Origin of the sequence: Okeania sp. SIO3I5, from assembly GCF_010672085.1 — a bacterium.
Lineage (GTDB): Bacteria > Cyanobacteriota > Cyanobacteriia > Cyanobacteriales > Microcoleaceae > Trichodesmium.
In genome coordinates, this window is record NZ_JAAHHT010000033.1 from 34,442 (window position 1) to 60,016 (window position 25,575).

24 protein-coding genes and 2 pseudogenes are annotated in these 25,575 nt (G+C 36.6%); 16 read left to right on the forward strand and 10 right to left on the reverse strand.

Going from position 1 to position 25,575, the window contains the following annotated elements:
* Positions 1–21 precede the first annotated feature (21 nt).
* Together rpmH and F6K40_RS10410 are read right to left on the reverse strand one after the other, a co-directional pair.
* Positions 22–162: a 50S ribosomal protein L34 gene (rpmH, locus tag F6K40_RS10405; RefSeq protein ID WP_293135108.1), complete on the reverse strand. Its 141-nt coding sequence runs from the start codon at positions 160–162 to the stop codon at positions 22–24.
* A gap of 119 nt (positions 163–281) precedes the next feature.
* On the reverse strand, positions 282–809 hold the full coding sequence (locus F6K40_RS10410) for a DUF2808 domain-containing protein (RefSeq protein ID WP_293135111.1): 528 nt from the start codon (positions 807–809) through the stop codon (positions 282–284).
* Positions 810–1,569: 760 nt separating this feature from the next.
* Here F6K40_RS10410 and F6K40_RS10415 point away from each other — a divergent pair.
* The 5 genes from F6K40_RS10415 to F6K40_RS10435 all read left to right on the forward strand — a co-directional run bounded on the left by F6K40_RS10415 (position 1,570) and on the right by F6K40_RS10435 (position 6,239).
* A complete protein-coding gene (locus F6K40_RS10415; protein ID WP_293135114.1) occupies positions 1,570–2,712 on the forward strand; it encodes a Re/Si-specific NAD(P)(+) transhydrogenase subunit alpha in 1,143 nt (380 codons plus the stop codon).
* 240 nt (positions 2,713–2,952) lie between these two features.
* Positions 2,953–3,243, forward strand: a complete 291-nt coding sequence (locus tag F6K40_RS10420; protein WP_094678584.1) for an NAD(P) transhydrogenase subunit alpha part 2 — start codon at positions 2,953–2,955, stop codon at positions 3,241–3,243.
* Positions 3,244–3,393: 150 nt separating this feature from the next.
* Positions 3,394–4,800: an NAD(P)(+) transhydrogenase (Re/Si-specific) subunit beta gene (locus F6K40_RS10425; RefSeq protein WP_293135117.1), complete on the forward strand. Its 1,407-nt coding sequence runs from the start codon at positions 3,394–3,396 to the stop codon at positions 4,798–4,800.
* A gap of 924 nt (positions 4,801–5,724) precedes the next feature.
* Positions 5,725–5,952 (forward strand): hypothetical protein, encoded by a 228-nt coding sequence (locus tag F6K40_RS10430; RefSeq protein ID WP_293135120.1) that lies wholly within the window; start codon positions 5,725–5,727, stop codon positions 5,950–5,952.
* Complete coding sequence (locus tag F6K40_RS10435) at positions 5,937–6,239, forward strand: RNA recognition motif domain-containing protein (protein ID WP_293135123.1); 303 nt, start codon at positions 5,937–5,939, stop codon at positions 6,237–6,239. The genes F6K40_RS10430 and F6K40_RS10435 overlap by 16 nt, the downstream gene beginning before the upstream one ends.
* 486 nt (positions 6,240–6,725) lie before the next feature.
* On the opposite strand, the gene F6K40_RS10440 is transcribed toward F6K40_RS10435, so the two are convergent.
* Positions 6,726–7,568: an ADP-ribosylglycohydrolase family protein gene (locus tag F6K40_RS10440; RefSeq protein ID WP_293135126.1), complete on the reverse strand. Its 843-nt coding sequence runs from the start codon at positions 7,566–7,568 to the stop codon at positions 6,726–6,728.
* A 759-nt stretch (positions 7,569–8,327) separates the two neighbouring features.
* On the opposite strand from F6K40_RS10440, the gene F6K40_RS10445 reads away from it, so the two are divergent.
* The 6 genes from F6K40_RS10445 to F6K40_RS10470 all read left to right on the forward strand — a co-directional run bounded on the left by F6K40_RS10445 (position 8,328) and on the right by F6K40_RS10470 (position 17,355).
* Positions 8,328–8,648: a CU044_2847 family protein gene (locus F6K40_RS10445; RefSeq protein WP_293135129.1), complete on the forward strand. Its 321-nt coding sequence runs from the start codon at positions 8,328–8,330 to the stop codon at positions 8,646–8,648.
* Positions 8,648–13,039 carry an nSTAND1 domain-containing NTPase gene (locus F6K40_RS10450; RefSeq protein WP_293135132.1) on the forward strand — a complete coding sequence of 1,464 codons (4,392 nt, stop codon included), beginning with the start codon at positions 8,648–8,650 and terminating at the stop codon, positions 13,037–13,039. Before F6K40_RS10445 ends, F6K40_RS10450 begins: the two co-directional genes overlap by 1 nt.
* A 65-nt stretch (positions 13,040–13,104) precedes the next feature.
* Positions 13,105–13,899 carry a DUF4058 family protein gene (locus F6K40_RS10455; protein ID WP_293135135.1) on the forward strand — a complete coding sequence of 265 codons (795 nt, stop codon included), beginning with the start codon at positions 13,105–13,107 and terminating at the stop codon, positions 13,897–13,899.
* Positions 13,900–14,354: 455 nt separating this feature from the next.
* The gene (gene ispE / locus F6K40_RS10460; RefSeq protein WP_293135138.1) at positions 14,355–15,299 is read left to right on the forward strand and encodes a 4-(cytidine 5'-diphospho)-2-C-methyl-D-erythritol kinase; all 945 of its coding nucleotides are present in this window, start codon (positions 14,355–14,357) and stop codon (positions 15,297–15,299) included.
* A gap of 736 nt (positions 15,300–16,035) precedes the next feature.
* Complete coding sequence (locus F6K40_RS10465) at positions 16,036–16,728, forward strand: Uma2 family endonuclease (RefSeq protein ID WP_293135141.1); 693 nt, start codon at positions 16,036–16,038, stop codon at positions 16,726–16,728.
* Between the two features lie 297 nt (positions 16,729–17,025).
* Positions 17,026–17,355 (forward strand): DUF3082 domain-containing protein, encoded by a 330-nt coding sequence (locus F6K40_RS10470; protein ID WP_293135143.1) that lies wholly within the window; start codon positions 17,026–17,028, stop codon positions 17,353–17,355.
* Between the two features lie 250 nt (positions 17,356–17,605).
* On the opposite strand, the gene F6K40_RS10475 is transcribed toward F6K40_RS10470, so the two are convergent.
* Positions 17,606–17,749, reverse strand: a complete 144-nt coding sequence (locus tag F6K40_RS10475; protein ID WP_293135146.1) for a hypothetical protein — start codon at positions 17,747–17,749, stop codon at positions 17,606–17,608.
* Positions 17,750–17,964: 215 nt separating this feature from the next.
* Between F6K40_RS10475 and F6K40_RS10480 the strand changes: the two genes are divergently transcribed.
* Positions 17,965–18,759: a hypothetical protein gene (locus F6K40_RS10480; RefSeq protein WP_293135148.1), complete on the forward strand. Its 795-nt coding sequence runs from the start codon at positions 17,965–17,967 to the stop codon at positions 18,757–18,759.
* Between the two features lie 285 nt (positions 18,760–19,044).
* Positions 19,045–19,515 carry an SsrA-binding protein SmpB gene (smpB, locus tag F6K40_RS10485; protein WP_293135151.1) on the forward strand — a complete coding sequence of 157 codons (471 nt, stop codon included), beginning with the start codon at positions 19,045–19,047 and terminating at the stop codon, positions 19,513–19,515.
* 221 nt (positions 19,516–19,736) lie between these two features.
* Here the strand turns inward: smpB and F6K40_RS10490 are convergent, their stop codons facing one another.
* Complete coding sequence (locus F6K40_RS10490; protein ID WP_293135154.1) at positions 19,737–19,949, reverse strand: hypothetical protein; 213 nt, start codon at positions 19,947–19,949, stop codon at positions 19,737–19,739.
* A gap of 355 nt (positions 19,950–20,304) precedes the next feature.
* Between F6K40_RS10490 and tsaB the strand changes: the two genes are divergently transcribed.
* On the forward strand, positions 20,305–20,931 hold the full coding sequence (gene tsaB, locus F6K40_RS10495; protein WP_293135157.1) for a tRNA (adenosine(37)-N6)-threonylcarbamoyltransferase complex dimerization subunit type 1 TsaB: 627 nt from the start codon (positions 20,305–20,307) through the stop codon (positions 20,929–20,931).
* Between the two features lie 848 nt (positions 20,932–21,779).
* Here the strand turns inward: tsaB and F6K40_RS10500 are convergent.
* The 5 genes and pseudogenes from F6K40_RS10500 to F6K40_RS10520 all read right to left on the reverse strand — a co-directional run bounded on the left by F6K40_RS10500 (position 21,780) and on the right by F6K40_RS10520 (position 23,693).
* Positions 21,780–21,962: a hypothetical protein gene (locus tag F6K40_RS10500; protein WP_293135160.1), complete on the reverse strand. Its 183-nt coding sequence runs from the start codon at positions 21,960–21,962 to the stop codon at positions 21,780–21,782.
* Between the two features lie 86 nt (positions 21,963–22,048).
* Positions 22,049–22,216 carry a hypothetical protein gene (locus tag F6K40_RS10505; protein WP_293135163.1) on the reverse strand — a complete coding sequence of 56 codons (168 nt, stop codon included), beginning with the start codon at positions 22,214–22,216 and terminating at the stop codon, positions 22,049–22,051.
* A gap of 192 nt (positions 22,217–22,408) precedes the next feature.
* A pseudogene (locus F6K40_RS10510) lies at positions 22,409–22,621 on the reverse strand (MAPEG family protein); the annotation flags it as partial.
* 410 nt (positions 22,622–23,031) lie between these two features.
* Positions 23,032–23,454: a YkgJ family cysteine cluster protein gene (locus F6K40_RS10515; protein ID WP_293135165.1), complete on the reverse strand. Its 423-nt coding sequence runs from the start codon at positions 23,452–23,454 to the stop codon at positions 23,032–23,034.
* Complete coding sequence (locus tag F6K40_RS10520) at positions 23,454–23,693, reverse strand: hypothetical protein (protein WP_293135181.1); 240 nt, start codon at positions 23,691–23,693, stop codon at positions 23,454–23,456. The genes F6K40_RS10515 and F6K40_RS10520 overlap by 1 nt, the downstream gene beginning before the upstream one ends.
* Between F6K40_RS10520 and F6K40_RS41345 the strand changes: the two are divergent.
* Both F6K40_RS41345 and F6K40_RS10525 read left to right on the forward strand, forming a co-directional pair.
* A pseudogene (locus tag F6K40_RS41345) lies at positions 23,694–23,818 on the forward strand (transposase); the annotation flags it as partial.
* On the forward strand, positions 23,804–24,001 hold the full coding sequence (locus tag F6K40_RS10525; protein ID WP_293135184.1) for a hypothetical protein: 198 nt from the start codon (positions 23,804–23,806) through the stop codon (positions 23,999–24,001). The pseudogene F6K40_RS41345 and the gene F6K40_RS10525, both read left to right, overlap by 15 nt.
* Positions 24,002–25,575 lie beyond the last annotated feature (1,574 nt).

Here is a 25,575-nt window from a genome sequence, read left to right on the forward strand (position 1 = left end):
TAATCCCTATTCCCTGGATATCTAATAAACTGCCAGACGTTCACGGCCTTTTTGCCGACGTGCTTTAATTACTGCTCGGCCATTTCTAGTACGCATCCTTACTCTAAAACCAGATACTCTTTTTCTCTTACGACTGGTACCGTGCAAAGTCCGCTGAGTCATTTTTCTCTACTCCTTAACCACTAATCTAATAATAATTTAAATTCACAATCTCCTATTGTAGCATAGATATAATAAATTGAGTTTGGGTGGACCTATCGTCATATTCTCAACCGCATCTTCTACTCTATGCTCAAAAGCCATGTGCCAACATAACGAAGTAAAGGTACATCACCAGGAGTCCTGATATTAGCATTAAAGTGGAACATTCCTCCAAATCGAGGGTTTCTTACATTATTGAGAACTACCTCAATTTTATTGCCAGCAGGAATAGGTTCAAGAGGGTAAATTTCTAGAAAATTATTTTCTTTGTCCCATACTACTTCATCTATGGGTATTAATTCTCCTTTTTTAGAGTTTCCTCCCCCTACACGAATTTCTATATCGTTGGTATCAAATGAACCTCTATAGTAGTTAGGATAAAAAATTGATAACTGGGCAACTGCTAAATTTAATTTGTTTGCTGGTATTCGCAGTCGATAACGATCCCAATTTCCTGATTTGCCAGAATCTAAACGGAAGTTTAACTGATTTTTCTGTTCTGGCCCACCAAATAATGTAAATCCTGGCATTCCCTGAGCTAAAGTTGCCATTGAGAACCCTGTTAACAAGCAACTACTAACCATCACAGCAGAAAGTATACGTTTCATAAAATTTCCTCTAGGGTCTAACTTGAAAATCTCATCATTAAAACTTTATCAAGATTTTATATATACCGCTAGTGCCGCTACGGGGAATTCAAAATTCATGCATTATGCATTATTAGTAAGGCTTTGCAGAATTCAAAATTAGAAATTAGAAATTAAAAATTAAAAGCTATGTACAATCGCCCTTATTTTTCGTAAAATTCTTTTTTCAAAATAGTATTATTCAAGTTTTTTACTTAAGATTCCCTATTTCTTAATTATGAAATCCGGTTATAGCAGAATTCAAAATTCAAAATTCAAAAATATGTACGATCGCCCTTATTTTTCGTAAAATTCTTTTTTCAAAATAGTATTATTCAAGTTTTTTACTGAAGATTCCCTATTTCTTAAATTATGAAATCCGGTTATATAGGTATCGTATTTGCTACTTGCCATCAAAACAGACTTGAATCACTATACTCTTAATTTTTCTGGCTTTTGAGTTTTGACTTTTTAATTTTGAATTTTGACTGGTTTTTGACCCGGATTCTATAATTATTCTGTGCTTCCAGTTATTATTCTCTTCATAATTTCTTAATGGCTACATTCAATTCATAAGACAAGTTAAAGATAGTAACCCGCATCAAGAGATCACCCTGATAATTCTAGATAAGAACTAAGTAGTAGAACAATCATAAAATAGCTAGCTAACTCAGGCCCATTAATTTTAGGTAGGGTTCCCTGGTAAGGAAATCAAACTTTAGTAAACAAGGAAGGAGAATTTATGAGAATAGCAGTAGCTAAGGAAACTTTGGTCAATGAATCTCGTGTAGCTTTAGTTCCTGATGTCATAGCACGATTAGTAAAACAGGGGCTAGAAATACACGTAGAAACAGGTGCAGGAGAAAAATCTTTCTTCTTTGATGGAGCTTACGAACAAGCTGGAGCCAAGATAATTTCTGATAGTGACACCTTGTGGGGTGAAACTGAGGTACTTCTAAAAATTGGGGTACTACAAGAATCAGAAATTGATAAATTACGAGAGGGTAGTGTTGTTATTAGTTTCCTCGATCCTCTAGGAAACCCTGCTCTTGTAAAGCGTTTAGCTGACAAGAAAGTAACAGCATTCAGTATGGAACTGATCCCTCGTACCAGTAGGGCGCAAGTTATGGATGCTTTATCTTCCCAAGCTAATATTGGTGGATATAAAGCTGTTTTGCTGGCATCTGCTGCTTTACCTAAGTTTTTCCCCATGTTAACTACAGCAGCAGGTACTATTAAACCTGCAAAAGTCTTAGTTATGGGAGCAGGAGTTGCTGGTTTACAGGCGATCGCTACTGCTCGTCGTCTCGGTGCGATAGTAGAAGCATTTGATATTCGTCCAGAAGTTAAAGAGCAAGTGCAAAGTTTGGGAGCAAAATTTGTAGATGTAACTCTCCAAGAAGATACTGTTGCTGAGGGTGGTTACGCGAAAGAACTTTCCGAGCAAGCTAAACAACATACTCGTGAAGTTCTCACACAGCACGTTGCTGCTTCAGATATTGTAATTACTACTGCTCAAGTTCCTGGTAAAAAAGCACCATTGCTAGTAACTAAGGAAATGGTAGACCAAATGAAACCAGGAGCAGTCATAGTTGATATGGCAGCAGCACAGGGTGGTAACTGTGAATGTACTGAAGCTGGCAAAGATGTACAGTGGAATGGCGTAACTATTATTGGTCCTGTAAATTTACCAGCAACTATGCCAGTTCACGCAAGTGAATTATATGCTAAAAATATTTCTGCTTTACTCAAGTTGATGATTAAAGATGGAGAGCTAAATCTCGATTTTGAGGATGACATCATTGCTGGTGCTTGTGTTGCCCATGCTGGTGAAATTCGCAATCAAAGAGTAAAAGATGCTTTAGGTGTTACTGTTGGTGGTTAATTAGCAGTTAGCAGTTAGCAGTCAGCAGTCAGCAGTCAGCAAAAACATTTTTTGATTGTTGAGAAAGCAATTTTAAGCCTTGCTAGTACCCTGTATAGCACTACGCATTAAGGTGAGGACATTTCTCAATCCTGTTTGCGCAGCATTCCGCAGGAAAAGCTTTTAAAAGTCTGCTGTTCCCTGTTCCCTGTTCCCTAGCGCGTAGCGCTATAAAAGTCAACAATTCAGTGTAAAAAGACTATGAGCGAAACATTAATTGCAGCTTTATTTGTATTCGTCTTGGCATCATTTGCCGGATTTGAAGTTATTAATAAAGTGCCACCAACTCTGCACACTCCCCTGATGTCTGGAGCAAATGCCATCTCAGGAATTGCAGTTTTGGGCGCACTAATTATTGCTGGTGACAAAGATTGGAATGTTACAGTAATTTTAGGTTTAATTGCTGTCGTTTTTGCCACCATTAACGTAGTGGGTGGCTTTTTAGTAACAGACCGGATGTTGCAAATGTTCAAGAAGAAGGAAGCTGCATAATGACCAAAAAATAAGGTCTCAAGCTTCCAAAAGAGGGATGGATGGCTTCCCTAACCATATTCAATTGACAAGAGAAAATAAACTTCAGTATTTCAAGCCTCTCTATTCCATGAGGTACTGATAACTGATAACTGATAACTGATAAATGAAATGACTGACTTTATACCAACCGGAATCCAGTTAAGCTACCTAGTAGCAGTATCTCTATTTTTCGTGGGGCTGAAAAAGTTGGGTTCTCCAGCTACAGCTCGGAATGGTAATTTGTTAGCATCAGTAGGGATGTTAATTGCTATTGTGGCAACCCTATTCGAGAAAGAAGTTTTGAACTATGAGATGATTCTCATCGGAATTGTTATCGGTTCAATTATTGGAGCGATCGGTGCCTACAAAGTAGAAATGACTGCCATGCCTCAAATGGTTGGTTTATTCAACGGTTTAGGTGGTGCTGCTTCCGCAATGGTTGCAGTAGGTGAGTTTTGGCGCTTTTTGGCTGTTGCTCAGTCTCCCCCATTACCTACTACTATCACAGCATTATTGGGCGTATTAATTGGTGGCATAACTTTTACAGGTTCCTTAATTGCTTTTGCTAAATTGCAAGGAGTTATGACTGGTTCCCCCATCACTTTCCCATTACAGCAACCTGTTAATGCTCTCTTATTTGGTGGGTTTATTGTTGGCAGTGTTTATCTATGCGTCACACCATTCAACTTACCAGTGTTTTTAGCATTGGTAGGTGTGTCTCTCGTATTAGGTGTAATGTTTGTCATCCCCATTGGTGGCGGTGATATGCCAGTGGTGATTTCTTTATTGAACTCATTCTCTGGATTAGCTGCTAGTGCTGCTGGTTTTGTGGTGATGAACAATATGTTAATCATCGCTGGTGCATTGGTTGGTGCTTCTGGTATTATCCTCACAGTTATCATGTGTAAGGGTATGAACCGTTCCTTAACTAATGTACTATTTGCTGCATTTGGTACTGGTGAAGGTGGCGGAGCTGGTGCTGCTGCTGGTGGCAAAACTGATAAGGCCGTTCGTAGTATTGACCCTGAAGAGGGTGCAATGATGTTAGGTTATGCCCGCTCTGTGGTAATTGTGCCTGGTTATGGTATGGCCGTTGCTCAAGCTCAACATTCTGTCCGGGAGTTGACAGATCAGTTGGAAGGATTGGGTGTTGAAGTTAAGTATGCTATTCACCCAGTTGCTGGCCGGATGCCTGGACACATGAACGTATTATTAGCAGAAGCAAATGTCCCTTATCCTCAGTTATATGATATGGATGACATTAATCCTCAATTTGACCAAGCAGATGTGGCCTTGGTAATTGGGGCTAATGATGTGGTGAATCCGGCAGCTCGTGCGGACCAAAATAGTCCAATTTATGGGATGCCCATTCTAGATGTAGATAAAGCAAAGCATACTATTGTGATTAAGCGCGGTCTCAGCACTGGTTTTGCTGGTGTGGACAATGATTTGTTTTACAAGGACAAAACTATGATGCTGTTTGGCAGTGCTAAAGATATGGTTGCTAAATTGGTTTCTGAGGTCAAGCAACTTTAAGATTTAGACCTAGCTTAGGTAAGCTTAGTCTCAGTTTTTTGAGGAGCTTATCTCTAGGTGGTTAATCCCGATCAATGTTCAATGGTTAATGCTTCTATAAGTTTTATAGATTTAACCATTGTTCATTGTTCGGGAATTTTTATGAAGTCAAAAGTCAGAAGGCAGGAAATTATACCGTTTCACGGAATTCAAAATTCAAAAGTCATGCATTATGATTTTATAGACTCATAACTTTTACGCTACAGTAGTTTCAGGAAATTATTTCACATCTAAATTTTGAAACTATTTGTGACATTTTTAAAGTGAATTGGTATTGTAAAGTTTTATTAATTTTATAGAAAAACATAGGAAAACAACTAAAAATATCTTAGACTGAGAAAGGATTGCAGAACAGCTCGTTAAATGTTTACAGGAGGGATAATACAGTTAGTAGAACGTACTATCATTAAAAAAAATAATCTGGTGTCAAATACAAAGAGTCATGTCAATGTTCGTTTAAATACCGATAAGAAAAGTAGTCCCAAACGCTTTTAGCAATGGGATAGAGGGTGTTGTAGTTCACCCCGTTAAGGTAACACTTAATTAAAACTAAGTCAAGGAATATTTTTCTATAGATTTAGTAACTATTAGAAGTTAGAAGTCACAAATAATATTGTCAGGACTTACACAAACAAACCAAAAAACCGGGTTTATTACCCCGATATTTGTTGTTTAAATTACAAAATTTAGTTCATAAACCTGGTTTCTGCGTAAGTCCAGATCGTGTTTGGATAATCAGTGATAAAAAAAACTTTCTCCAGTAAGTACCTTTTCTTTCCTTCTGCCTTCTACTTTACTTCCTCCAAAGTATAATTATTCAACCCGATATGATATAATCCCTAGCTAAGTTTAAGCATCTATAAAATATCCTAAATTATTGCCATAGTGCCATTATTATTATATTTGAAATTTATATTTGATTTTTTTCAAAAAGTCTCTGAATATTTGGTATGTATTGTGCTATCATATAACCTGACAATGAGAATAAGTTCGGTTGTAATGTTTGTTCATATAGATGGTTACTTTGCCTGTCGTTATTGGCAAGCTTTTCTCCGAAGTCTGAATCTCTACACATCTCTAAATTTGGGAGAAAATCTATGTCGATATATGTAGGTAACTTATCCTACCAAGTTACAGAAGAAGACCTTACGGAAGTTTTTAAGGACTATGGTACTGTCAAGCGGGTTCAGTTACCAACTGACCGTGAAACTGGGCGTCCCCGTGGCTTTGGCTTTGTAGAAATGAGTACAGAGGACGAAGAAACTGCTGCTATTGAAGCACTTGATGGTGCAGAATGGATGGGTCGTGATATAAAAGTTAACAAGGCAAAGCCTCGTGAAGATAGAAAGCCCGCTGGTGGAGGTTACAACCGCAGAGGCGGTGGTGGTGGTCGCTACTAAATCATAAAAAGAACTAATTCTTAGGGATTTTTGAAGTTGAGGTAAGGAGTGGCAACACTCCCCTCATACAAAATCTCAGAAATCTTGCTACATTTGATTGGGTTCGTACCCACCTCTAACCTCTCCCCTCCAGGGAGTGTGGGAGGTGGGGGGAGAGGTTAAAAGTAGGAATAATAATTACTAAGCAACTAAATAATTGTCTTGAAAGAGGGAAGAGGGAACAAGGAACAGGGAACAGGGAACCCACCCCTAACCCCTCCCAGGAGGGGAATTATTGATAATTTCTGGATCGGAATTGATTTGATTTTTGATTTTCACGCCAATGTCTATTTGACTGTTGAAGTATAGCTGATGTATAGCATTACTTCTGGTAATTAGTATTAACTGTAGTTATTCTTTAGATTAAAAAAAGTTGTGATAGCGAATACTACGTTGTCGCTCAAGTGAAACATCAGCAGGATGTGAACAATAAAATTTACCTTTCCTTCAAGTTTTCATAGCCATAAGTTGTCGATCTAGAACTATTAAATAATCTCGCCCATACTTACCATTTTCTAATAATAGTTCGAGATTTTCTGGTAAATCTTGAACTATTTCTTGACTACAGGAACCGGCAGCTAAAGCTATAGTTGCCACTGTATCTACGTCTCCTGTAAAATTAATACAATCTATCAATAAGCTGCTCATTTTGTCATTTCTTTGCACCGCAGTAATAGCAGCTCTAACGCTCATCCAACCTTTAGAACCTACTTTTTGCTCCCAGGGTTCTGACCAAGATTTTCCTGGTACATGAGTTTCAATAAATTTTCCTAATTGGCTTTTTTTTCCTAAGTTGTAAATACAATAATGACTCATTAATGCTGAGGCGATCGCTGCATCAATTCCGTCGGAAGTATTATGAGTAATAGCTGCTTGAATAGTTGCTTTTTCTTTGACTTCTTTAATAGTAGGAAAAATACCAATGGGAGCAGCTCGCATTGCAGCACCACTTTTGTCACTTGTCCAGGTTATTTCTGCTAAAAATTGTTTCCCACTTTTCACTTGTTTTAAAAAGTCATAAAATCTACGAGAATATCCTTCTCGTTCGTCTCTTTTAAAAGCTTCGACAAATTTATCGGCTAAATTTTCTCGCGTCCAAGGTTCCTTAGAAATTATCATTTCGGCAATAGCAATACTCATTTGAGTGTCGTCTGTATAGGAACCTGGAATAAGTTTATGGCGGGGGTGCTTCACATAATTAAATAGATTATTGTGTTGTTTAATTAACTCAATATCTGCATATTCAAAACCGGCGCCGTAAGCATCACCAATCGCAAGTTCTAGTAACATAATTAATTCAGTAAAAGTATGACCAGGATTTTTGGCAGGGATGGCACGACAAAGATTTTTGCCACGGATAGCACTACAAGGATTTTGCCACGGATATACGGATGATTATATTACTAGGACTTACGCAAAATACGAAATTATAGACCACCTGTAGGGGCGAATGGCATTCGCCCTTACTATGTATAGTGGTTCTGCGTAAGTCCTGATTACTACTAATTATAGTTACTAAATCTATAGAAAAATATTCCTTGACTTAGTTTAATTAAGTGTTACCTTAACGGGGTGAACTACAACACCCTCTATCCCATTGCTAAAAGCGTTTGGGACTACTTTTCTTATCGGTATTTAAACGTACATTGACATGACTGATTGTATTTGACACCAGATGATTTTTTTTAATAATAGTACGTTCTACTAACTGTATTATCCCTCCTGTAAACATTTAACGAGCTGTTCTGCAATCCTTTCTCAGTCTAAGATATTTTTAGTTGTTTTCCTATGTTTTTCTATAAAATTAATAAAACTTTACAATACTACGTTAATTTGGGATACGCTGTATCAATGTTACCTTAAGTTACGATAAAATTACAGCAATTTCGGAGGCGCGTGAGGTACAAAGTTTCATTTAGTAATTTTGGTAACACAACCTTCCAGGTTGTTACAGGCTAGAAGCCTGTGTTACAAAGATAGAGATTAATCTTAAATTATACCTCACCATCCTCATGCATTGCTGTAAATAAAAAATTTCAACCAATTATTATGAAGCAAATTGTAGAATTTCCCCTAGAAGATGGTGACTCTATTCTTATAGAAGTAGATGCACCTCCTAAACCAGTTAATGAGCGTATTGGCGTAACAGATAATGTCATTCACAAGGCTAATAAAAGCTTGGATTCGGCTATGGAAAAAATTAAACCTGTGGCTAATTCTATTATTAAAAAAGTCAGAAGTATGAATGAACCTGCTGATGAAGTAGAGGTAAAATTTGGGATTAAATTAAGTGCTGAAATGGGTGCAATTATTGCTTCTGGAGAGGCAGAAGTTAACTATGAAATTACTCTAAAATGGCATAATAAATAATGACTAAAATACTTGATTTTGAGCGCTCTATTGTCAGAATTTATTTTCAGTCAAACCAAGTCAAAGGAGCGGGTTTTTTAGTATCTGAAAATCAAGTTATGACTTGCGCTCATGTGGTAGCTTTGGCATTAGGAATCAATGGTAATACTGCTGAAATGCCAACAACAGAGGTTAAATTAGATTTTCCCCAAGTTGCACCAGGGAAATTTCTGACAGCTAAAATAATTTTCTGGTTGCCTGTTAACCCACAGGTAGCTTTAGAAGATATTGCTGTTTTGGAATTAACGACTATTCCTAATAATATTTCCCCAGTGCGGTTGATGACTTCTGAGGAATATTGGGGTCATAATTTTCGTGCTTTTGGGTTTCCTATGGACAAAGAATATGGTGTCTGGGCCAATGGCGTGTTAAGGAGTGGTACTGCTAATGGTTGGGTCCAATTAGAGGATATTGACAACACTGGTTATGCCTTGCAGGAAGGTTTTAGTGGTACTCCGGTTTGGGACGAATCTTTGGAGGGTGTCGTAGGAATGGCCGTTGCTGCGGACAAACAACGACCTGATGCTAAGGCGGCGTTTATTATTCCGACTAATATATTGATGAAAGCATGGCCTCAGTTGGAGGAGCGGTTAATTGCTGGTTGTCCCTACAAAGGTTTGTTTGCTTTCGGGGAAGGTGATGCAGAATACTTTTTTGGACGGGAAGCGATCGCCGAGCAGCTTGTGGCAGCAGTGGCACGACAACAATTTGTGGCGGTTATTGGGCCTTCTGGTAGTGGTAAGTCTTCAGTGGTGTTTGCGGGGTTGGTTCCTAAGTTGCGCTCTCAGGGGAATTGGCAAATTGAACAGTTTCGCCCAAAAGCTCATCCTTTTGATGAATTGGCTCGTGTTTTGATTCGTTTAAAACAACCAGGAAAGCAGGAAACCGGACAAGATATTGAAGCGTTGCAACTTTCTAGCATTTTGGAGTCAAAAGAGTCAACCCTATCAACTTGGTTATCTTCTATTTTGGAGAAACATCCAGGTAGTCGTTTGTTGTTGGTGGCGGATCAATTTGAAGAAATTTACACTCTTTGTACTGACAAGGAAAAGCGTGTATTATTTTTGGAAAGGTTGCTTAATGCAGTGGCAAATATTCCAGACTTGACTTTGGTTATTACTCTGCGGGCTGATTTTTTGGGGTCTGCTTTGTCCGATCGTTCGTTGGCGGATGCTTTGCAGGGAATCCCCCCCAACCCCCCTTTGAAAGGGGGGGGTAAGAAGAGTGTGACTTGGGAGGGGGGGAGTAAGAAAACGATCCCCCCCAACCCCCCTTTGAAAGGGGGGAGCAAGAAAACGATCCCCCCCAACCCCCCTTTGAAAGGGGTGGGTAAGAGGGAAGGAGGGAGTAAGAGTAATAGGAATGTGACTTATTTTTTGGGACCGATGAATAGTCAGGAGTTGCGATCGGTTATTGAAATGCCTGCGCAAAAGTTGGGGGTGCGGTTGGAGGCGGGGTTGACTGAACGGATATTAAAGGATGTGGAGCGATCGCCTGGTAATTTGCCTTTGTTGGAGTTTGCTCTAGAGCGTTTGTGGGGTAAGCAAAGTAATAGTCAGCTTACTCACGAAGGTTATGAGGAAGTGGGAGGGGTTGAGAAGGCGTTGGCGAGTTATGCGGATGATATTTATGAAAAGTTGAGTGAGGCAGATAGGGAAATGGCGGAACGGGTGTTTATTCAGTTGGTGCAACCAGGGATGGGAACTGAAGATACTCGCAAGGTGGCGACTCGTGCTGATGTGGGGGCAGATAATTGGGATCTGGTGAGGCGGTTAGCTGATGCTCGGTTGGTGGTGACAGGTAGGGATGAAACTGGTGAGGAAACGGTGGAGGTTATCCATGAGGCGTTGATAAGAGAATGGGGAATGTTGCGGGGATGGATGGCGGTGAGTCGGGAGTTTCGGGTTTGGCAGGAAAAGTTGAAGGGTAGGTTGGCAGAATGGGAGGATAAGGATAAGGATAATGGGGCGTTGTTGCGGGGGTTGGTTTTGGCGGAGGCGGAGAAATGGCAGCAGGAGCGGTTGTCGGAGTTGAGTCGGGAGGAGCGGGTTTTTATTCGGTTGAGTTTGGAGTTGCGCGATCGGGAAGAGGAAGAAAAGGAAAGACAACAAAAAGAGAAAGTTAAGCTCCAGCGACGTGCTATTCAATGGCTTTCTGGTGGTTTGACAATGGCTGTGATAGCCGTTGGAGTAGCTGGATGGCAGTGGCGACGAGCAGAGATAGGTGAGAAAAATGCAGAGATGAGAGTTGAGATTGCTAATTTGAGAGCTAGGTTTGCTTCAACTCAAAGTCTGGATATAATGCTTGAGGGAATACAAATAGTAAAAGAATTAAAAAGTGACCGGGTAAAATTACTAAAACTTGATACTCGAATTCAAGGTATAGATATGCTGCGACAGATGGTGTATTGGCAAGGGTTCAAAGAACACAATACCTTAGAACATTTGGGTGCAGTTAAAAATGTAGCGTTTAGTCCTAAAGAAGACTTAATTGCTACAATAAGTGAAGAGAAAGTTGTTAAGCTTTGGGGACGCGATGGTCAGTTAGTAACCATCATCTCTGATAATCGGATTCCGATTAATGATTTCTCATTCAGTCCCACGGGAAATGTGATTGCTACTATTAGTGATAACAAAACAGCAAAACTCTGGACAACTAAGGGTAAGTTTCTCAATGCTTTATCTGGGGATAGTGACAAAGTTAATACAGTTGTATTTAGTCCGAAGGGAGATATGATCGCTACTGCTAGTGATGACAACACAGTGAAACTCTGGACAACTGAGGGCAAGCTGCTCAATACTTTATTCGAGCATAGTGACAAAGTTAATACAATTGTATTTAATCCAAAGGGAGAGATGATTGCTACTGCTAGTGATGATAATACAGTGAAACTCTGGACAACTGAGGGCAAGTTACTCAATACTTTATCCGAGCATAATGACAGAGTTAATACAGTCATATTTAGTCCCAAAGGAGACTTAATTGCTACTATTGGTGATAACAAAATAGCCAAACTCTGGGATATAAATGGTAGTCCTGCACAAACAATATCACAGGTGCTAAAAAAAGTTGATCATGTTACTTTTAATCACAAACAACCCTTAATGGCCACAGTAACGGATAATAACACTGTTCAAATTTGGAAATTAGATGGTACTTTGGTGACGACTTTCAGAGGACATAGTGACGAGATTAGCAGTATAATCTTTAGTCCCGATGGAGAAATGATCGCTACTGCTAGTCGTGATAACACAATTAGACTGTCGAAACTAGATGGTACTTTTGTAGATACATTAGAAGGACATACTTCTCCAATAAATAGCTTTACCTTTAGTCCGAAGGGAGAGTTAATTGCCTCAGCTAGCGATGACGGGACTGTCAAATTCTGGAAACGCAATACTCTCCGAGATACTATTCCTGGAAATTGTAGACGTGCTGCATTCAGTCCTAATGAGAAATTAATTGCTTTAGGATGTTATGACCAAACATTTAAAATTCTGACAACTGAAGACTTTTCTAGAACTACGATCAAGCAGGATGATAATATCCTGAGTATTGCTTTTAGTATTAATGGAGACATGATTGTTACTGGAAGTAATGATGGTAAAGTAAAACTCTGGGAACCAAACGGCAATCTAATTCGCGTATTGGCAAATTATCAACATCCAGTCTATAGTGTTGCCTTTAATGCGAATAGCGACTTAATTGCAGCAAGTCATAACAATAAAGTTGATCTTTGGAGACCTAATGGTGAACTGGTACAGATTTTACCCGGACATGGGCTTCAAGTTCTTGCAATCGCTTTTATCCCTAGAGAAGATAGAGACTTCATTGCTACTACAGGTGCAGACAGAAAACTTAAAATTTGGAAAACTGATGGCACACTTATCAATAATAATGAGAAGCATGGAAAATGGGTTTATGACCTTGCTGTTAGTCCCAACGGAAATTTAATTGCTTCAGGAAGTATTGACAAGAAAGTTCAACTCTGGGGCAGTGATGGTTTTCCATTAAATACTCTTTTTGGTCATAGTGGCACAGTCCTTGGTGTTGCCTTCAACTATAATGGGAGCTTAATTGCAACTGCTAGTCAAGACAAAACAGTTAGACTCTGGAAACCCGATGGCACTCCACTACATATCCTCCGAGAACATAATCATCAGGTAGAATATGTGGCTTTTAGTCCTCGCAGCAACTTGATGGTAACATTAAGTGATGATGGCACAGTCAAACTCTGGAATTTTAACATTGATGACTTACTCCAGCATAGTTGTGACTGGGTGCGTGACTATTTGAAAAATAACCCCAACGTAACAGAAGAAGACCGTGATATTTGTGACGACATCGACTAAAAATGAACTATACTTTCCATAGTGCTTGAGCCGTCAAAACTAACAATAAAAAAGGAGTAAAATTAATGCCATCTGCATTTCCTGGTATGGACCCATATTTAGAACATCCCGATTTATGGCCGGGAGTACATTTATTTTTAATCAGCAATATTGCCCAATTCTTATCTCCCCAACTGCGCCCTAAATATTTTGTTTCTGTAGAAGTCAGAATGTATGAAATTAACCATCCAAAATCTCTACTTGTAGGTCTTCCTGATGTTTCAGTGCTGTCAAAAAAAAGCCAAATCAACAACTCAAATTCTACAGAATCTCAAGTTGCAGTCGCAGCACCTTCCACACAACCAAAAACAGTAACTCTGCCAATACCTATAACGATTCGTGAAGGATATTTGGAAATTCAAGAAGTAGCAACCAAGGAAATTGTAACTGCCATAGAAATATTATCTCCTAGCAATAAAAAAACTCGAAAAGGTAGGGAAATTTATCTGAAAAAACGAGAAACAGTTTTAGCCAGTTCGACTAATTTTATCGAAATAGATTTACTCCGTAATGGTAAACGAATGCCTATTTTAAATAAAAAAGTTAAAAGTCATTATCGAATTTTAGTTAGTCGGAAAAAGCAACGACCAAAAGCAGATTTATATACCTTCAATATCCCAGATAAAATTCCTGAATTTCCTTTACCATTACGTCCAGAAGATACAGAAATAATGATAGATTTACAAACGTTATTAACTACTATTTATGATGTTGGTGGTTACGATTTAAAAATAGATTACGAGCAACAACCAGTACCGAAATTATCAGAAAATGATGCAAGTTGGGTAGATACTTGGTTGCGACAACAAAAACTCAGATAATATATACAGCAGATTCCATCTTTCTGAGATACACCCATCGCGGGCAAGATGCCCGCACTGCAAAGATTTAATTGTTAAGGTTTGTATTTCATATACTTGGAATTTGCTGTAATATCATGTTCGGTTGAATAGTTATAATTAAAGCTTGTAGTTTTGCTCTAGTCCAACTACAAACAAAAACTTTTTTATCACTAATTATCTAGACATGATATAACACCAGAAAGGTTTTGTTGGGTTTCACTACCGCTCAACCCAACCTACTAGCGTGTCTAGATTGATTTTGTCGATAAGTTTCATAAATTAAGACCTCTCCCCCAACCCCTCTCCTGCAAGGAGAGGGGAGTATTTCTCCCCCTTCCCTCCCAGGGAAGGGGGTTGGGGGGTTAGGTTTTACCCACATTTTTAGACCATACTGAGATAAACTAAAATAATCAAACTATCTAATACTACCTAAAATGCGCTCTTACTCATTAACTGCTCCTGCCAAAATCAATCTCTATCTGGAAATTATCGGCGATCGCCCAGATGGTTATCACGAATTAGCAATGGTCTTGCAAAGCATTAGTCTGGCAGACAAAATAGATATTCGCTCCATCGGAATTGAGACTATTGTGGTACGATGCGACCATCCTTTAGTTCCTCCAGATGCAGGTAATATTGCTTACCGCGCCGCTTCTTTGATGAGCAAACAATTTCCAGATGTATTTGCTCGATACGGTGGCATTGACATTACTATCCATAAACATATTCCTGTGGCAGCAGGGTTAGCAGGAGGTTCCACAAATGCAGCAGCAGTATTAGTTGGTTTAGATTTAATGTGGGAACTTGGTTTAACTCACAGCGAGTTACAAGAGTTGGGAGCGCAGTTAGGTTCAGACGTTCCTTTTTGTATCAGTGGAGCAACTGCATTAGCAACTGGGCGAGGTGAAGTGCTTTCCCCACTGCCAAATTTAGACCGCCTTTATGTGGTTTTAGCTAAATACAAAAATCTCTCTATTTCTACACCTTGGGCGTACAAAACTTACCGTCAAGAATTCGGTGATACTTATATTACCGATACAGAAAGTCAGGAAAATAGTAGGCAAAAAGTACATTCTGGACCAATGGTATCAGCGATCGCTCACCACAACCACACAGAAATTGGCAAGCTATTACATAACGATCTAGAAAAGGTTGCTTTACCAGAATATCCCCAATTATTAAAATTAAGAGAAGCTTTTGCCTCCGAGAATGTATTAGGTGCTATGATGTCAGGGTCAGGACCGACTATGTTTGCTTTAACAGAATCTCAATCTCAAGCAGAGGAAGTTGAGGCAGCAGTAAAAGCGAAAATGGCAGACCCCGATATAGAATTCTGGATAGCACAGTTTAATTCTAATGGTATTAGTGTTGCACATTGATATTAGGAGTCAGGAGTCAGGAGTCAGGAATCAGAATTAATATCAAATATCATGTTTTAAATAATTAACATTGTAGGTTGGGTTGACGTTAGGAAACCCAGCAAAAATTATCAAAAGGAGTCAGGAGTCAGGAGTCAGAATTAATATCAAATATCATGTTTTAAATAATTAACATTTTAGGTTGGGTTGACGTTAGGAAACCCAGCAAAAATTATCAAAAGGAGTCAGGAGTCAGGAGTCAGAATTAATATCAAATATCATGTTTTAAATAATTAACATTGTAGGTTGGGTTGACGTTAGGAAACCCAACAAAAATCAGGAGTCAGAATTAATATCAAATATCATGTTTTAAATAATTAATATTGTAGGTTGGGTTGACGTTAGGAAACCCAGCAAAAATTATCAAAAGGAGTCAGGAGTCAGGAGTCAGAATTAATATCAAATATCATGTTTTAAATAATTAAGATTGTAGATTGGGTTGACGTTAGGAAACCCAACAAAAATCAGAATTCAGGGCGTTGCTGAAATTTGGGAATGAATATTAAGTCGGAACAGGCAAGATGCCTATTCCACAAATATTCAGGAACAGGCAAGATGCCTATTCCACAAAACTATTAAAATCATCCCGCATTTATGCAAAACCGAATTTAGAAGTAATATCAAATATCATGTTTTAAATAATTAACACTTGCAACCATTCCCTATTTCCTATTACCTTCCCTTAACTGAAATTACTATGTCTCAAACAATATTAAAACCTCAAAAAACAATTCCAATCTTAGAAAATGGAGACCGACTAACGCGCTTTGAATTTGAAGAGCGTTATGAACAAATGCCTCATATTAAAAAAGCAGAATTAATTGAAGGAATTGTTTATATAGGATCACCCGTAAGATTTAACCAACATGGAAAACCCCATGCTCTGATTATGACTTGGTTAGGAATATATTGGTCAGCTACACCAGGGGTAACAGTAGGAGATAATTGCACAGTACGTCTTGATGCTGACAATGAACCTCAACCCGATGCTTTACTCAGAATTACTGACAATGGAAAATCTATAATTAGTAAAGATGACTATGTAGAAGGTGCGCCAGAATTAATAGTAGAAATATCAGCTAGTACCGCTTCTATTGATTTACATGATAAATTAAAAGTTTATCGACGTAATCAAGTTCAAGAATATTTAGTTTGGCGAATTTATGATGGAGAATTTGATTGGTTTCGGTTAAGAGAAGGCAAATATATTCAACTTCAACCAAATGAAAAAGGTATTATTTGTAGTGAGTCTTTTCCTGGATTATGGTTAGATATAGCAGCTTTACTTACAGGAGATTTAGCTCAAGTATCAGCTATTTTACAGGAGGGATTAAATTCTTCAGAACATAAAAATTTTGTCAAAAAATTGACAACAAAATCTGATTCATAATTAATTTTATCGACTTTAGATGTCTAATTAAACTATTCAGAAATCATGAGAAAAAAACAGGTATTATATATAATAATTTGCATTTGCTAGAAAAGTCGTCTGCAGCGAGGATAGGAAGCAATCTCAAATATGGCGCGAGATTGCTTCCTTCCACTCCGTTCCAGTCACAATGAACTACAATAATTAATTATCAATATTTGAATCAAATCTCCCATTTTCAGCGAATAAACAAGAAAATTCCGTATTTAAAGCCTCCCTATTACAGGAGGTACTAATAAATGATAACTGATAACTGAAATGACAAATTCTACTTCCAAATCTAACAAAACATCTACTCCTAAAGTGAACCCTTTACAATGTTTAGCGAGTTCTGTAATTTCTGGTGGATTAGCAACACTTGCCTATTTATTGATGAAATCAATTGCTGAGACATTTGCTCGTAAACCTATTATTTCAGATAATGTTTTTGTGGTGAATATGTCTACTGCTGTTCGGACTTTAGTAGTGGGAGTTATTGCTTTTGCTGCCTGTATGTGTGCCATGGTTACTATCGGTTTAATTGCCTTAGCTATACAAACTATAATTCAGGGATTTAACAAGAAAGAAATGCCTCCGAATGAAGGTTGAATAGTGAAATTATAGCAATCCTAAATGATTGGTGAAAAAAACTGTAGGGGTTTGGTCTCCAAATCCCATTTTCTTAGGGGTTTGGAAACCAAACCCCTACTATAAAATATTACATCCTATTTAGGATTTCTATATAGCAGCATTAGGATAATTGACCATAAAATAAGGTTTTAAACCTCCCCTTGAAATAGGATCAAAATTTTGACGTTACAGTAATTTATGGAAATTATTTCACATCTAAAGTTTGAAACTATTTATAACATTCTCTTTTTAAATTGGTATTACTTAATTCTAGAGCATTAGCATGACTGTTAAACATTTTTGTTAAAATACCAGCAAGAGTGACGCTAATTAGACCAGTTAAAAATAAAAATTGACGGCGTTTTATACTCATAATTAATGAGAAAATAAATTAACAGGACTTACGCACCCAAATAAGAAACCGGGTGTATTGCCCTGATTATTATTTCTCAGGAAATTCCGTTGATAAACCCGGTTTCTGTGTCAGTCTTAATTAAGTAGAAAAAAGACTATAGTCCATAGTACAAATTTGTCTTTTATTTGATCGCTTTATTAGTCGATTTGTTGAGTCCAAAAGGTATAGAAAAAATGTCAGAAGACCAATTACAACAACCAAATTCAGAACAACCTGAAACAACAGCACTTTCCCAGGAAACAACAGAAACTCCTGATGTGGCATCCGCAACCCAACCTCAAGAAGAACCCATGACTGAGAATGAATCAGTTATGGCCAAACCTGGACTTAAGCAGCAAGTTTTGCGGTTGGTTCGTTCTTTACTACCAGAGTCCCTAAGTCAGAACCTTTCTGATGAGTTGTTGACTGGGGCGATCGCTGGTATTTTTGCCTTAATTTTGGTAATTATTTTTGTTTCTTTTCCTTCTAGTCAACCTACTACTGAAGTGGCAGATATTTCTGTGGTGGAAGAGTCTGAATTAACAGAGGCGATCGCTCCGGAAGAGTCTCTAGCTTCTACAATAGATTCAGAAAATATAGAAATTTCTGATTCAGCATTACCCGAAGCTCCTGAATCTATAGAACCCGTTACACCTCCACCTCCAAAGTTAACACCAGAGCAAATTTTTCTAGTGTCAATTCAAAATCAGATTGATGATTTAGCTAATCAATATGGTGGTGGAATTGTTGAGTCTTTAAAATTTGATTTTCCCAGTAATTTATTAATTGCTGAACTGAGTAATGATTGGTATGATTTGACTCAAGAAGAACAAGACGAATTAGTAGATAAAATGTTTGGGGAAATCCAAGATTTAGACTTTAAGAAATTGACATTAATCAACTCTCAAAGCAAAATAGTAGCTCGGACTTCAGTGACTGATTTTAAGATGGTTGTTTTAGAGCGATCGCTCTTCAAATTACCAGGGTAATTTCAGTTATCAGTTATCAGTTATCAGTTATCAGTATCTCTTGCTTAAACAAGAGGTTTAAAATGTGGAATTTTATTTTTTTATCCCCTTAAAAAGCAGGAGGTTTGAGACCTGATTTATTTGGAGATTTTAAGCATTTAGATATTAGCTGTCAGCTATTAGCTATGAGTTATTAATTCATTAGCAAAAGCTGACAGCTGAATGCTTATATTAATCTGTTGTCATCTTCAATAATTTTATAGTACAATAAAAAACTTAGGATAAAAAAGTGAGTAAAAATAGATAATGAGTAAAAAAAGCGGTGAAGGACAAAAAATAATTGCTGATAATCGCCAGGCAAGATTTAATTATCATATTATAGAGACTTATGAAGCTGGGGTAGCATTACAAGGAACAGAAGTAAAATCAATCCGAGAAGGTAAAGTCAACTTACGGGATGGTTATGCTTTAATTCGTAATAATGAAGCATGGTTACTTAACGTTCATATTTCCCCATATCAAAAAGCAGGAGATTTTTTTAATCACGAACCTCGGCGTAGTAGAAGATTATTATTACATAAACAAGAGATTCGGAAATTAATAGGAAAAGTAGAACAACAGGGATTAACTTTAGTACCTTTGAGAATGTATTTTAAACGCGGTTGGGTAAAAGTTGATATTGCTTTGGCGCAAGGTAAAAAACTTTATGATAAGCGTGAAACTATTAAGCGTCGAGATGATAAACGAGCTATGCAAAGAGTAATTAAACAATATTAGATTAATGGCAATTTCGTTTAAAAAAAGCCAAATCATAATATTTCTCTAATTACTTACTTTATTTACCAGAAAATATTTCAACAATTAATAATGAATAATGAATAATTACCTCTTCTTTTCAAGGATAGGATTGACTCGAAGGAAAATTTTTATTTATTATCCCTTTAAAAGGGGAGGCTTTAAAGCCAAAATTTTCGGTAAAATATTTACGCTTAATTGCTCTATTTAAAGAAGAATAATTCTCTGTACTTATTAGCTTGGGAAATGCTATATAAACTTCTATTTATCCAATAGTTAGGTTTTCTTTGAAGGTGCATAACTGCTACTACCAAAATCCCAGTTTCTGAAAGCTTATAAACTATGCCATAGGGAATAGCTTCGATGCCATTTCTTGTTGTGCAAAAAACTGTAGGGTTTTGGTCTGCAAACCCCATTTTCCTTGTTCCTTCCTTATTTCCTCTTAATTTGTTACTTTAAACAAATGACAAACAAACCCCAATAGCAATTCATACTACCAGTCCGTAGTTAGATTGAGCTATGAGTAATTTTCCCGAAAATATTCCCTGGCAAAGTTGGAATTTCAGATCAGAGTTATAGACTCATCTACTTTCCTTTTTCCTTCTTACCTCAAACAAATGACAAATACACCAAAAAAATCTGATTTAGCAATAGTCCGGAGTTAGGTTTAGCTATTAGTAATTTTCCTGAAAATATTCGCTCTAAAACTTGGAATTTCAGACTAGAGTTATAGACTCATCTACTTTCCTTTTTTCTTCTTCCTTCAACCAAATGAAAAATACAGAAAAAAAATCTGGTTTAGCAATTCATACCACCAGTCCGGAATTAGGTTTAGCTATTAGTAATTTTGCTGAAAATACTCGCTTTAAAACTTGGAACTTAGGGCGAGATCTATCGACTCATCTACATCAAAAATTACAAGAGTTTCTGCCACCTCAAACTTGGCAAGATTTAAACTTTATTGCTGTTGCTAAAGGTCCCGGAAGTTTCACAGGTACTCGTATTGGTGTAGTCACCGCTAGAACTTTAGCTCAACAGTTAAATATTCCACTATTTGCAATTTCAACTTTAGCAACTGTAGCTTGGTCATATAAACAGAAAAGTCATAATTTATCCCTACAAATGCCTGCTCAAAGAAACCAGTTATTTACAGCTATTTATCAGGTAGAAGAAATGGGTATTAATCCTCTTTTAGAAGATACACTAATGAATCCCACAACATGGAAAAAAATATTAGAAAATCGGGAAAATTCTTATCAGTTAATTGAGGTTGAAAATGGTTTAGGAAAATCTGTTGTAAGTCTCTTAGAATTAGCTCATTTAGAATGGCAAAAAGGAAATAGAACTCATTGGTCAGAAGCATTACCTTTTTATGGAAAAAATCCTTTCAACAATTAATAATTAGGGTTTGGTGATTAAATATAAAAGCATTTACATATATAATGTTTTAGGCATTTTAAGTCGTCAAAAAGTACAAGATTTTTGCTCTAAAGAGCTGCAAAAAGTTAGAATGAAAGGGTTGACGCGAGGCAGAAAAACCAAGGGATAATTCTTCCTCCTGCCTTCTCGCTCATTCCTTACTCTTCCTGTCTCCCCCTCCTGGGAGGGGTTAGGGGTGGGTTGTCTTGAGTCTCCTGACTCCTACTCTCACCCATAAGATTTTTTCAGCAAACCCTAATTACCTAATTAATAATGAATAATTAATAATTACCTTTCCTTGAAACTGATAGGATTGACTAATCATGAAATTTTTTATTTATTATCCCCTATCCAAGGGGAGACTTTAAAACAAAATTTTTCGGTAAAAACTTGAGTAGATTAATTGCCATACTTCCGATTAGCTCCTCCGAAGTACGTCATATCTAAATCTTCCCTTGAGAAGAAAAAAATTTCTTTTAACTCAATCCTTCTATTACAAAAGAGGTAAGAGATTGAATGTATCAGGAAATATAAAAAGGAGATAGGGAACAGGGAACACTTAACAGGGAATAGGGAATAGGGAATAAGGAGAAAACAATCAAGACAAATATTTGTCTGAAAAATATAAGAAAATAAGTATTGAATACTTCTCTATCTACCAAACTTCAATCCCTTGAAGTATTACCGCTTTTAGATTTTAGCCACAAGTGATGCTCTATTAATATTTATTTTACAAACAGTCTCTAATTGTTAATTGTTAATTGTTAATTGTTAATTATTAATTATTAATTATTGAACTACTACCTAGGATATTTAGGGTTTGCTGATTAAATATCAAAGCATTTACATATATAAGGTTTTAGCCATTTTAAGTCGTCAAAAAGTATCAGTTTTTTGCTTAAAAGAGCTGCATAAAGTGAGGACTTTGGGGCAGAGCGAGGCAGAAAAATCAAGGAAAAATTATTTCTCCTACAATCCCAGTCTTCCCACACTTCCCACCCTCCCCACACTTTGCTTTTTTCAGCAAACCCTATTTAAGGATTTAGTAAATAAACCCCTACCATAACAATCTTTTTTCCAAATTCTCTAAGCTCTCCTAATCTTTTTCCTTTTGAGAATCACTCAATTTTTTATCTTGATTATTTGCATCTACTTCTACTTCTGCTGCTGCTTCATTTCTTTCTTTCGCATCCATTTTTTCTTGCCAATCATTCAGTTGTTTAAAAAGTTTTTGATTAATCTTAAATACAGGTTTTTCAGACATTATTTTTTCCTCTTGAACAAAAATCAAAATTAGATATAAGCTATTTTAACTCACCAATAAATCAGCTCTCAATCTTCCCATTTCTATGAGAATAAAAAAGGAAATTTTGGATTTTATTGCCACTGGATGAACCGAAGTTACTGATAACTGATAACTGATAACTGAAATAACCTCTATCTAAATTTATTATAGCTATGAAATAGTTTTCCACAGAGGTAGTATTATTCCTACCAAAGCACCTATAAGTAAAACTATAGTGCTTAAATAACTAATACCAAACCCTAGAGTTCGTTTCTCTGCCGCTTGATAATAACCCCAAGCAAATAAGATACGTCCTAATACCCAAATCACACCAATACCAGCACCCCAAAGTGGATTAACAAACAGAGAAAAAAGCCATAAAGAATCCCCACAAATTATTTTAACCACTATTGACCAAAATTATTGCAGTAGTAATTAATCTAATCTTAGTCCATATTTCAAATTTTACACTTAGGGCAAAATAGCAAAAGAATACGTTCAACTATTTTCTTTTAAAAGAGAAATTTTAGTGTGTGGTTTATAATCAAAATTTTATTGCAGAAATTTTTCAACATCATTTATGTAAATGGAATTATCATCAACGTGTTTGATAATTATTGCATCTACTTTTAGTAGTTTTACTCTTAATTTGTCAAGATTTTTTTTATTTGTAGTAGTGCAATTTTCGATCTTTTTAATATATTAAAAAATCTCCCAAAAATAACCAATTATAGTTCCTACAATTGTTAATATCTCAATAATTAAAGGTAGTTTAGTAAACATCTTGTTAATACTTAATAATTTGATTGTCTGTGAACTTTATTAGATAACTTAAACCCTCTCATATTCACCCCCCTTGTACAATGAAAGTCTCTACAAGTTTGTGAGCGGATGTCGTAGATACTACAGGTTTTTGTCTGTCTATTCAAGGCATAACAAAATCCATCAGCATCACGTCTTAAAACTTTTAAACCCAAATTCTGATCAAAATAAGCATCATAATTTACATGAGCTTCTTCTTCAGGCATTACCAAAGTTCCACGCAACGCACAACATTGTGCCCTGCAATAAAACAACGCATCCAAGCAGTCGCAGTCAAACAATATCCAAGCACCATCAGCTCCATCCTCCATCCTAATTTCTCCTGACGGCACTTCCTTGATTATTGTTTTTCTTCCAATAACAGGAAATTTTTCTTGTTGTAAATTTGTCCGCATTAAATTCTCGATTCTATTTCGTTTAATTCGTTATTTTCTATTAGTTGTTCTGATGAATCTTCCTCAATCCCTATGTATTTCCAAATTGTCACATTATAATTACTGAACCAATAAGGAACATCAATAATTAATTGATAATTATTTGTTAACTTAGGAAATATTTCTAAGTTAATTTTATTGAGCAACAGACGACGAGATTCTTGCACCTTAGTATCAGGATTTCCCCCTACTATATGCAACTTAAAATTGCCAAGCTACACACAAAGGTAGCTAATATCCGTCATGACGTGCTTCATAAATTGACAACTTACCTAGCTAAAAACCACAGCATTGTTGCTCAAGTGAAGATTTGGATGTTAGCGGTAGGAGTCAACTTTTACTGTGGTGTCGGCAACGGATAGTTAACCAAAAGTTTCGTCCTGCTACTCCCGTTGGAAGAGAGTTGGGTGCTAGGTACGATGAGTTGCTGACTAAATATTCTAGTGATGGAAGTTTCGGGACAGTTCAGGCTATTACTACAGGACTTATGCAGAACCACCATATCTAGTAGGGGCGAATGGCATTCGCCCTCTACAGATAGCGTATTGTTTAAGAATTTGCGTAAGTCCTGTACTAAATATTTTGATCATATTTTGATCGGCAGATTGAAGCGATCGCACAAGCGTGAAACTGCAATGGCTGATGCCAAAGCTGTCATTTTAGTTATCAGTTATCACTCAAAAGATGAAATTTCTAGAGATATACCCTCTGTGCTTCCTCTGTAAAAATCTACCCTTTGTGCTTCATCTCACTGGAGTAGGCAAGAGAGCGCTATTCAAAAACCAGTGTATGTATAAATTTAGATTTACTTAATGTTGAGGATCAAAATAATAAAGAGTCCCTAATTGCTTTCCAGTCTATCAACGAAATATGATCATTGTGACTGAGGGACTCGACTAATTTAGTATACGTTGTCCTACCAGAGAGAAGAACACCATAAGCAATGTACTTCCTATTATGGAACTAATGATAACTTTTGTCAATACTTTTTAGCTATATAATTTAAAAATATTTGTATTAAGAATACCTAATAACTACAAAAATCTTGTTTAAGGTAAATTTAGGGATTTTTTAAGATTTCACTTTTATAGAAATAGCAAAAATTAATGAAAAAACATCTCAAAAAAACTTGACAAAATTAGAAAATTATTGAATATTAGTTGCAATAAGTATGTAATATACTTTCGGGTTAAAAGTCCTAAAATTATGACAATTGTCATTAATCTTCAATCTTTTGCTCCAAAATCAATAGTTTTTGATTTGTGGACTATAGCTAAGAAAGAATTGGTTGGGACATAAACTGATGATGAACCTCAGACTAGGAAATGTTTTTCCAACTATTCCCAGTTAAGTGTTCTCTGTTCGCTGCTATAGCAATGGACATCTAAATCTGAAGAAAAAAATGACCACTAGAAATTAGTGGCCAGAGCTATGTATTTTGATTAAAGATATGATACAACAATTAGCGACCAAAGAAAAATCTTCCACTCATTTCAACAATACAGAATAGGACTGAGTATCAAGTCGATGCTGACTTGACAATGGCATCGGATTGCAAATATAACACTACGTGCAAGTCAAAAGTCATAAAGTTGAAAGTTAAAAGTAATCTCTGACTGAGTTTTGCTTTGCTTTGCTTTGCTTTGCTTCGCAAACGGAATGCTGCCTCTTGCAGAGGAGCTGCGCTAACACAAAGAGGACTTACCAATGTCTGCACTCTAAATGCGTAGTGCTATATCACAAAAAATTAGAATCTATATTCAGGCAGTATCAGCGAGAAAACTGCCATAAACGTTGGCTTTGTTTAAAAAATTTTGCCTGTATATGGCAGTATTTTTTAATAGAAACGCCATCTAATTTCGTGTGATTTAAAATAGATAATTTTCCGTAAATTATTACTACTGGATAGCCGATATTTTGGCAAATCAAAAGCTGTAACTTAGCCGCAAATAAGACCTTAATAATAATTATTATTAGTGAGATATTATTGTAAATTTTATTGACTAGAATCTGGTTGATAATTTATTAATTTTTTTCTATATTTTTTTTAAAAAAAAAGTAGTTAAGCATACGGTTTTTCTG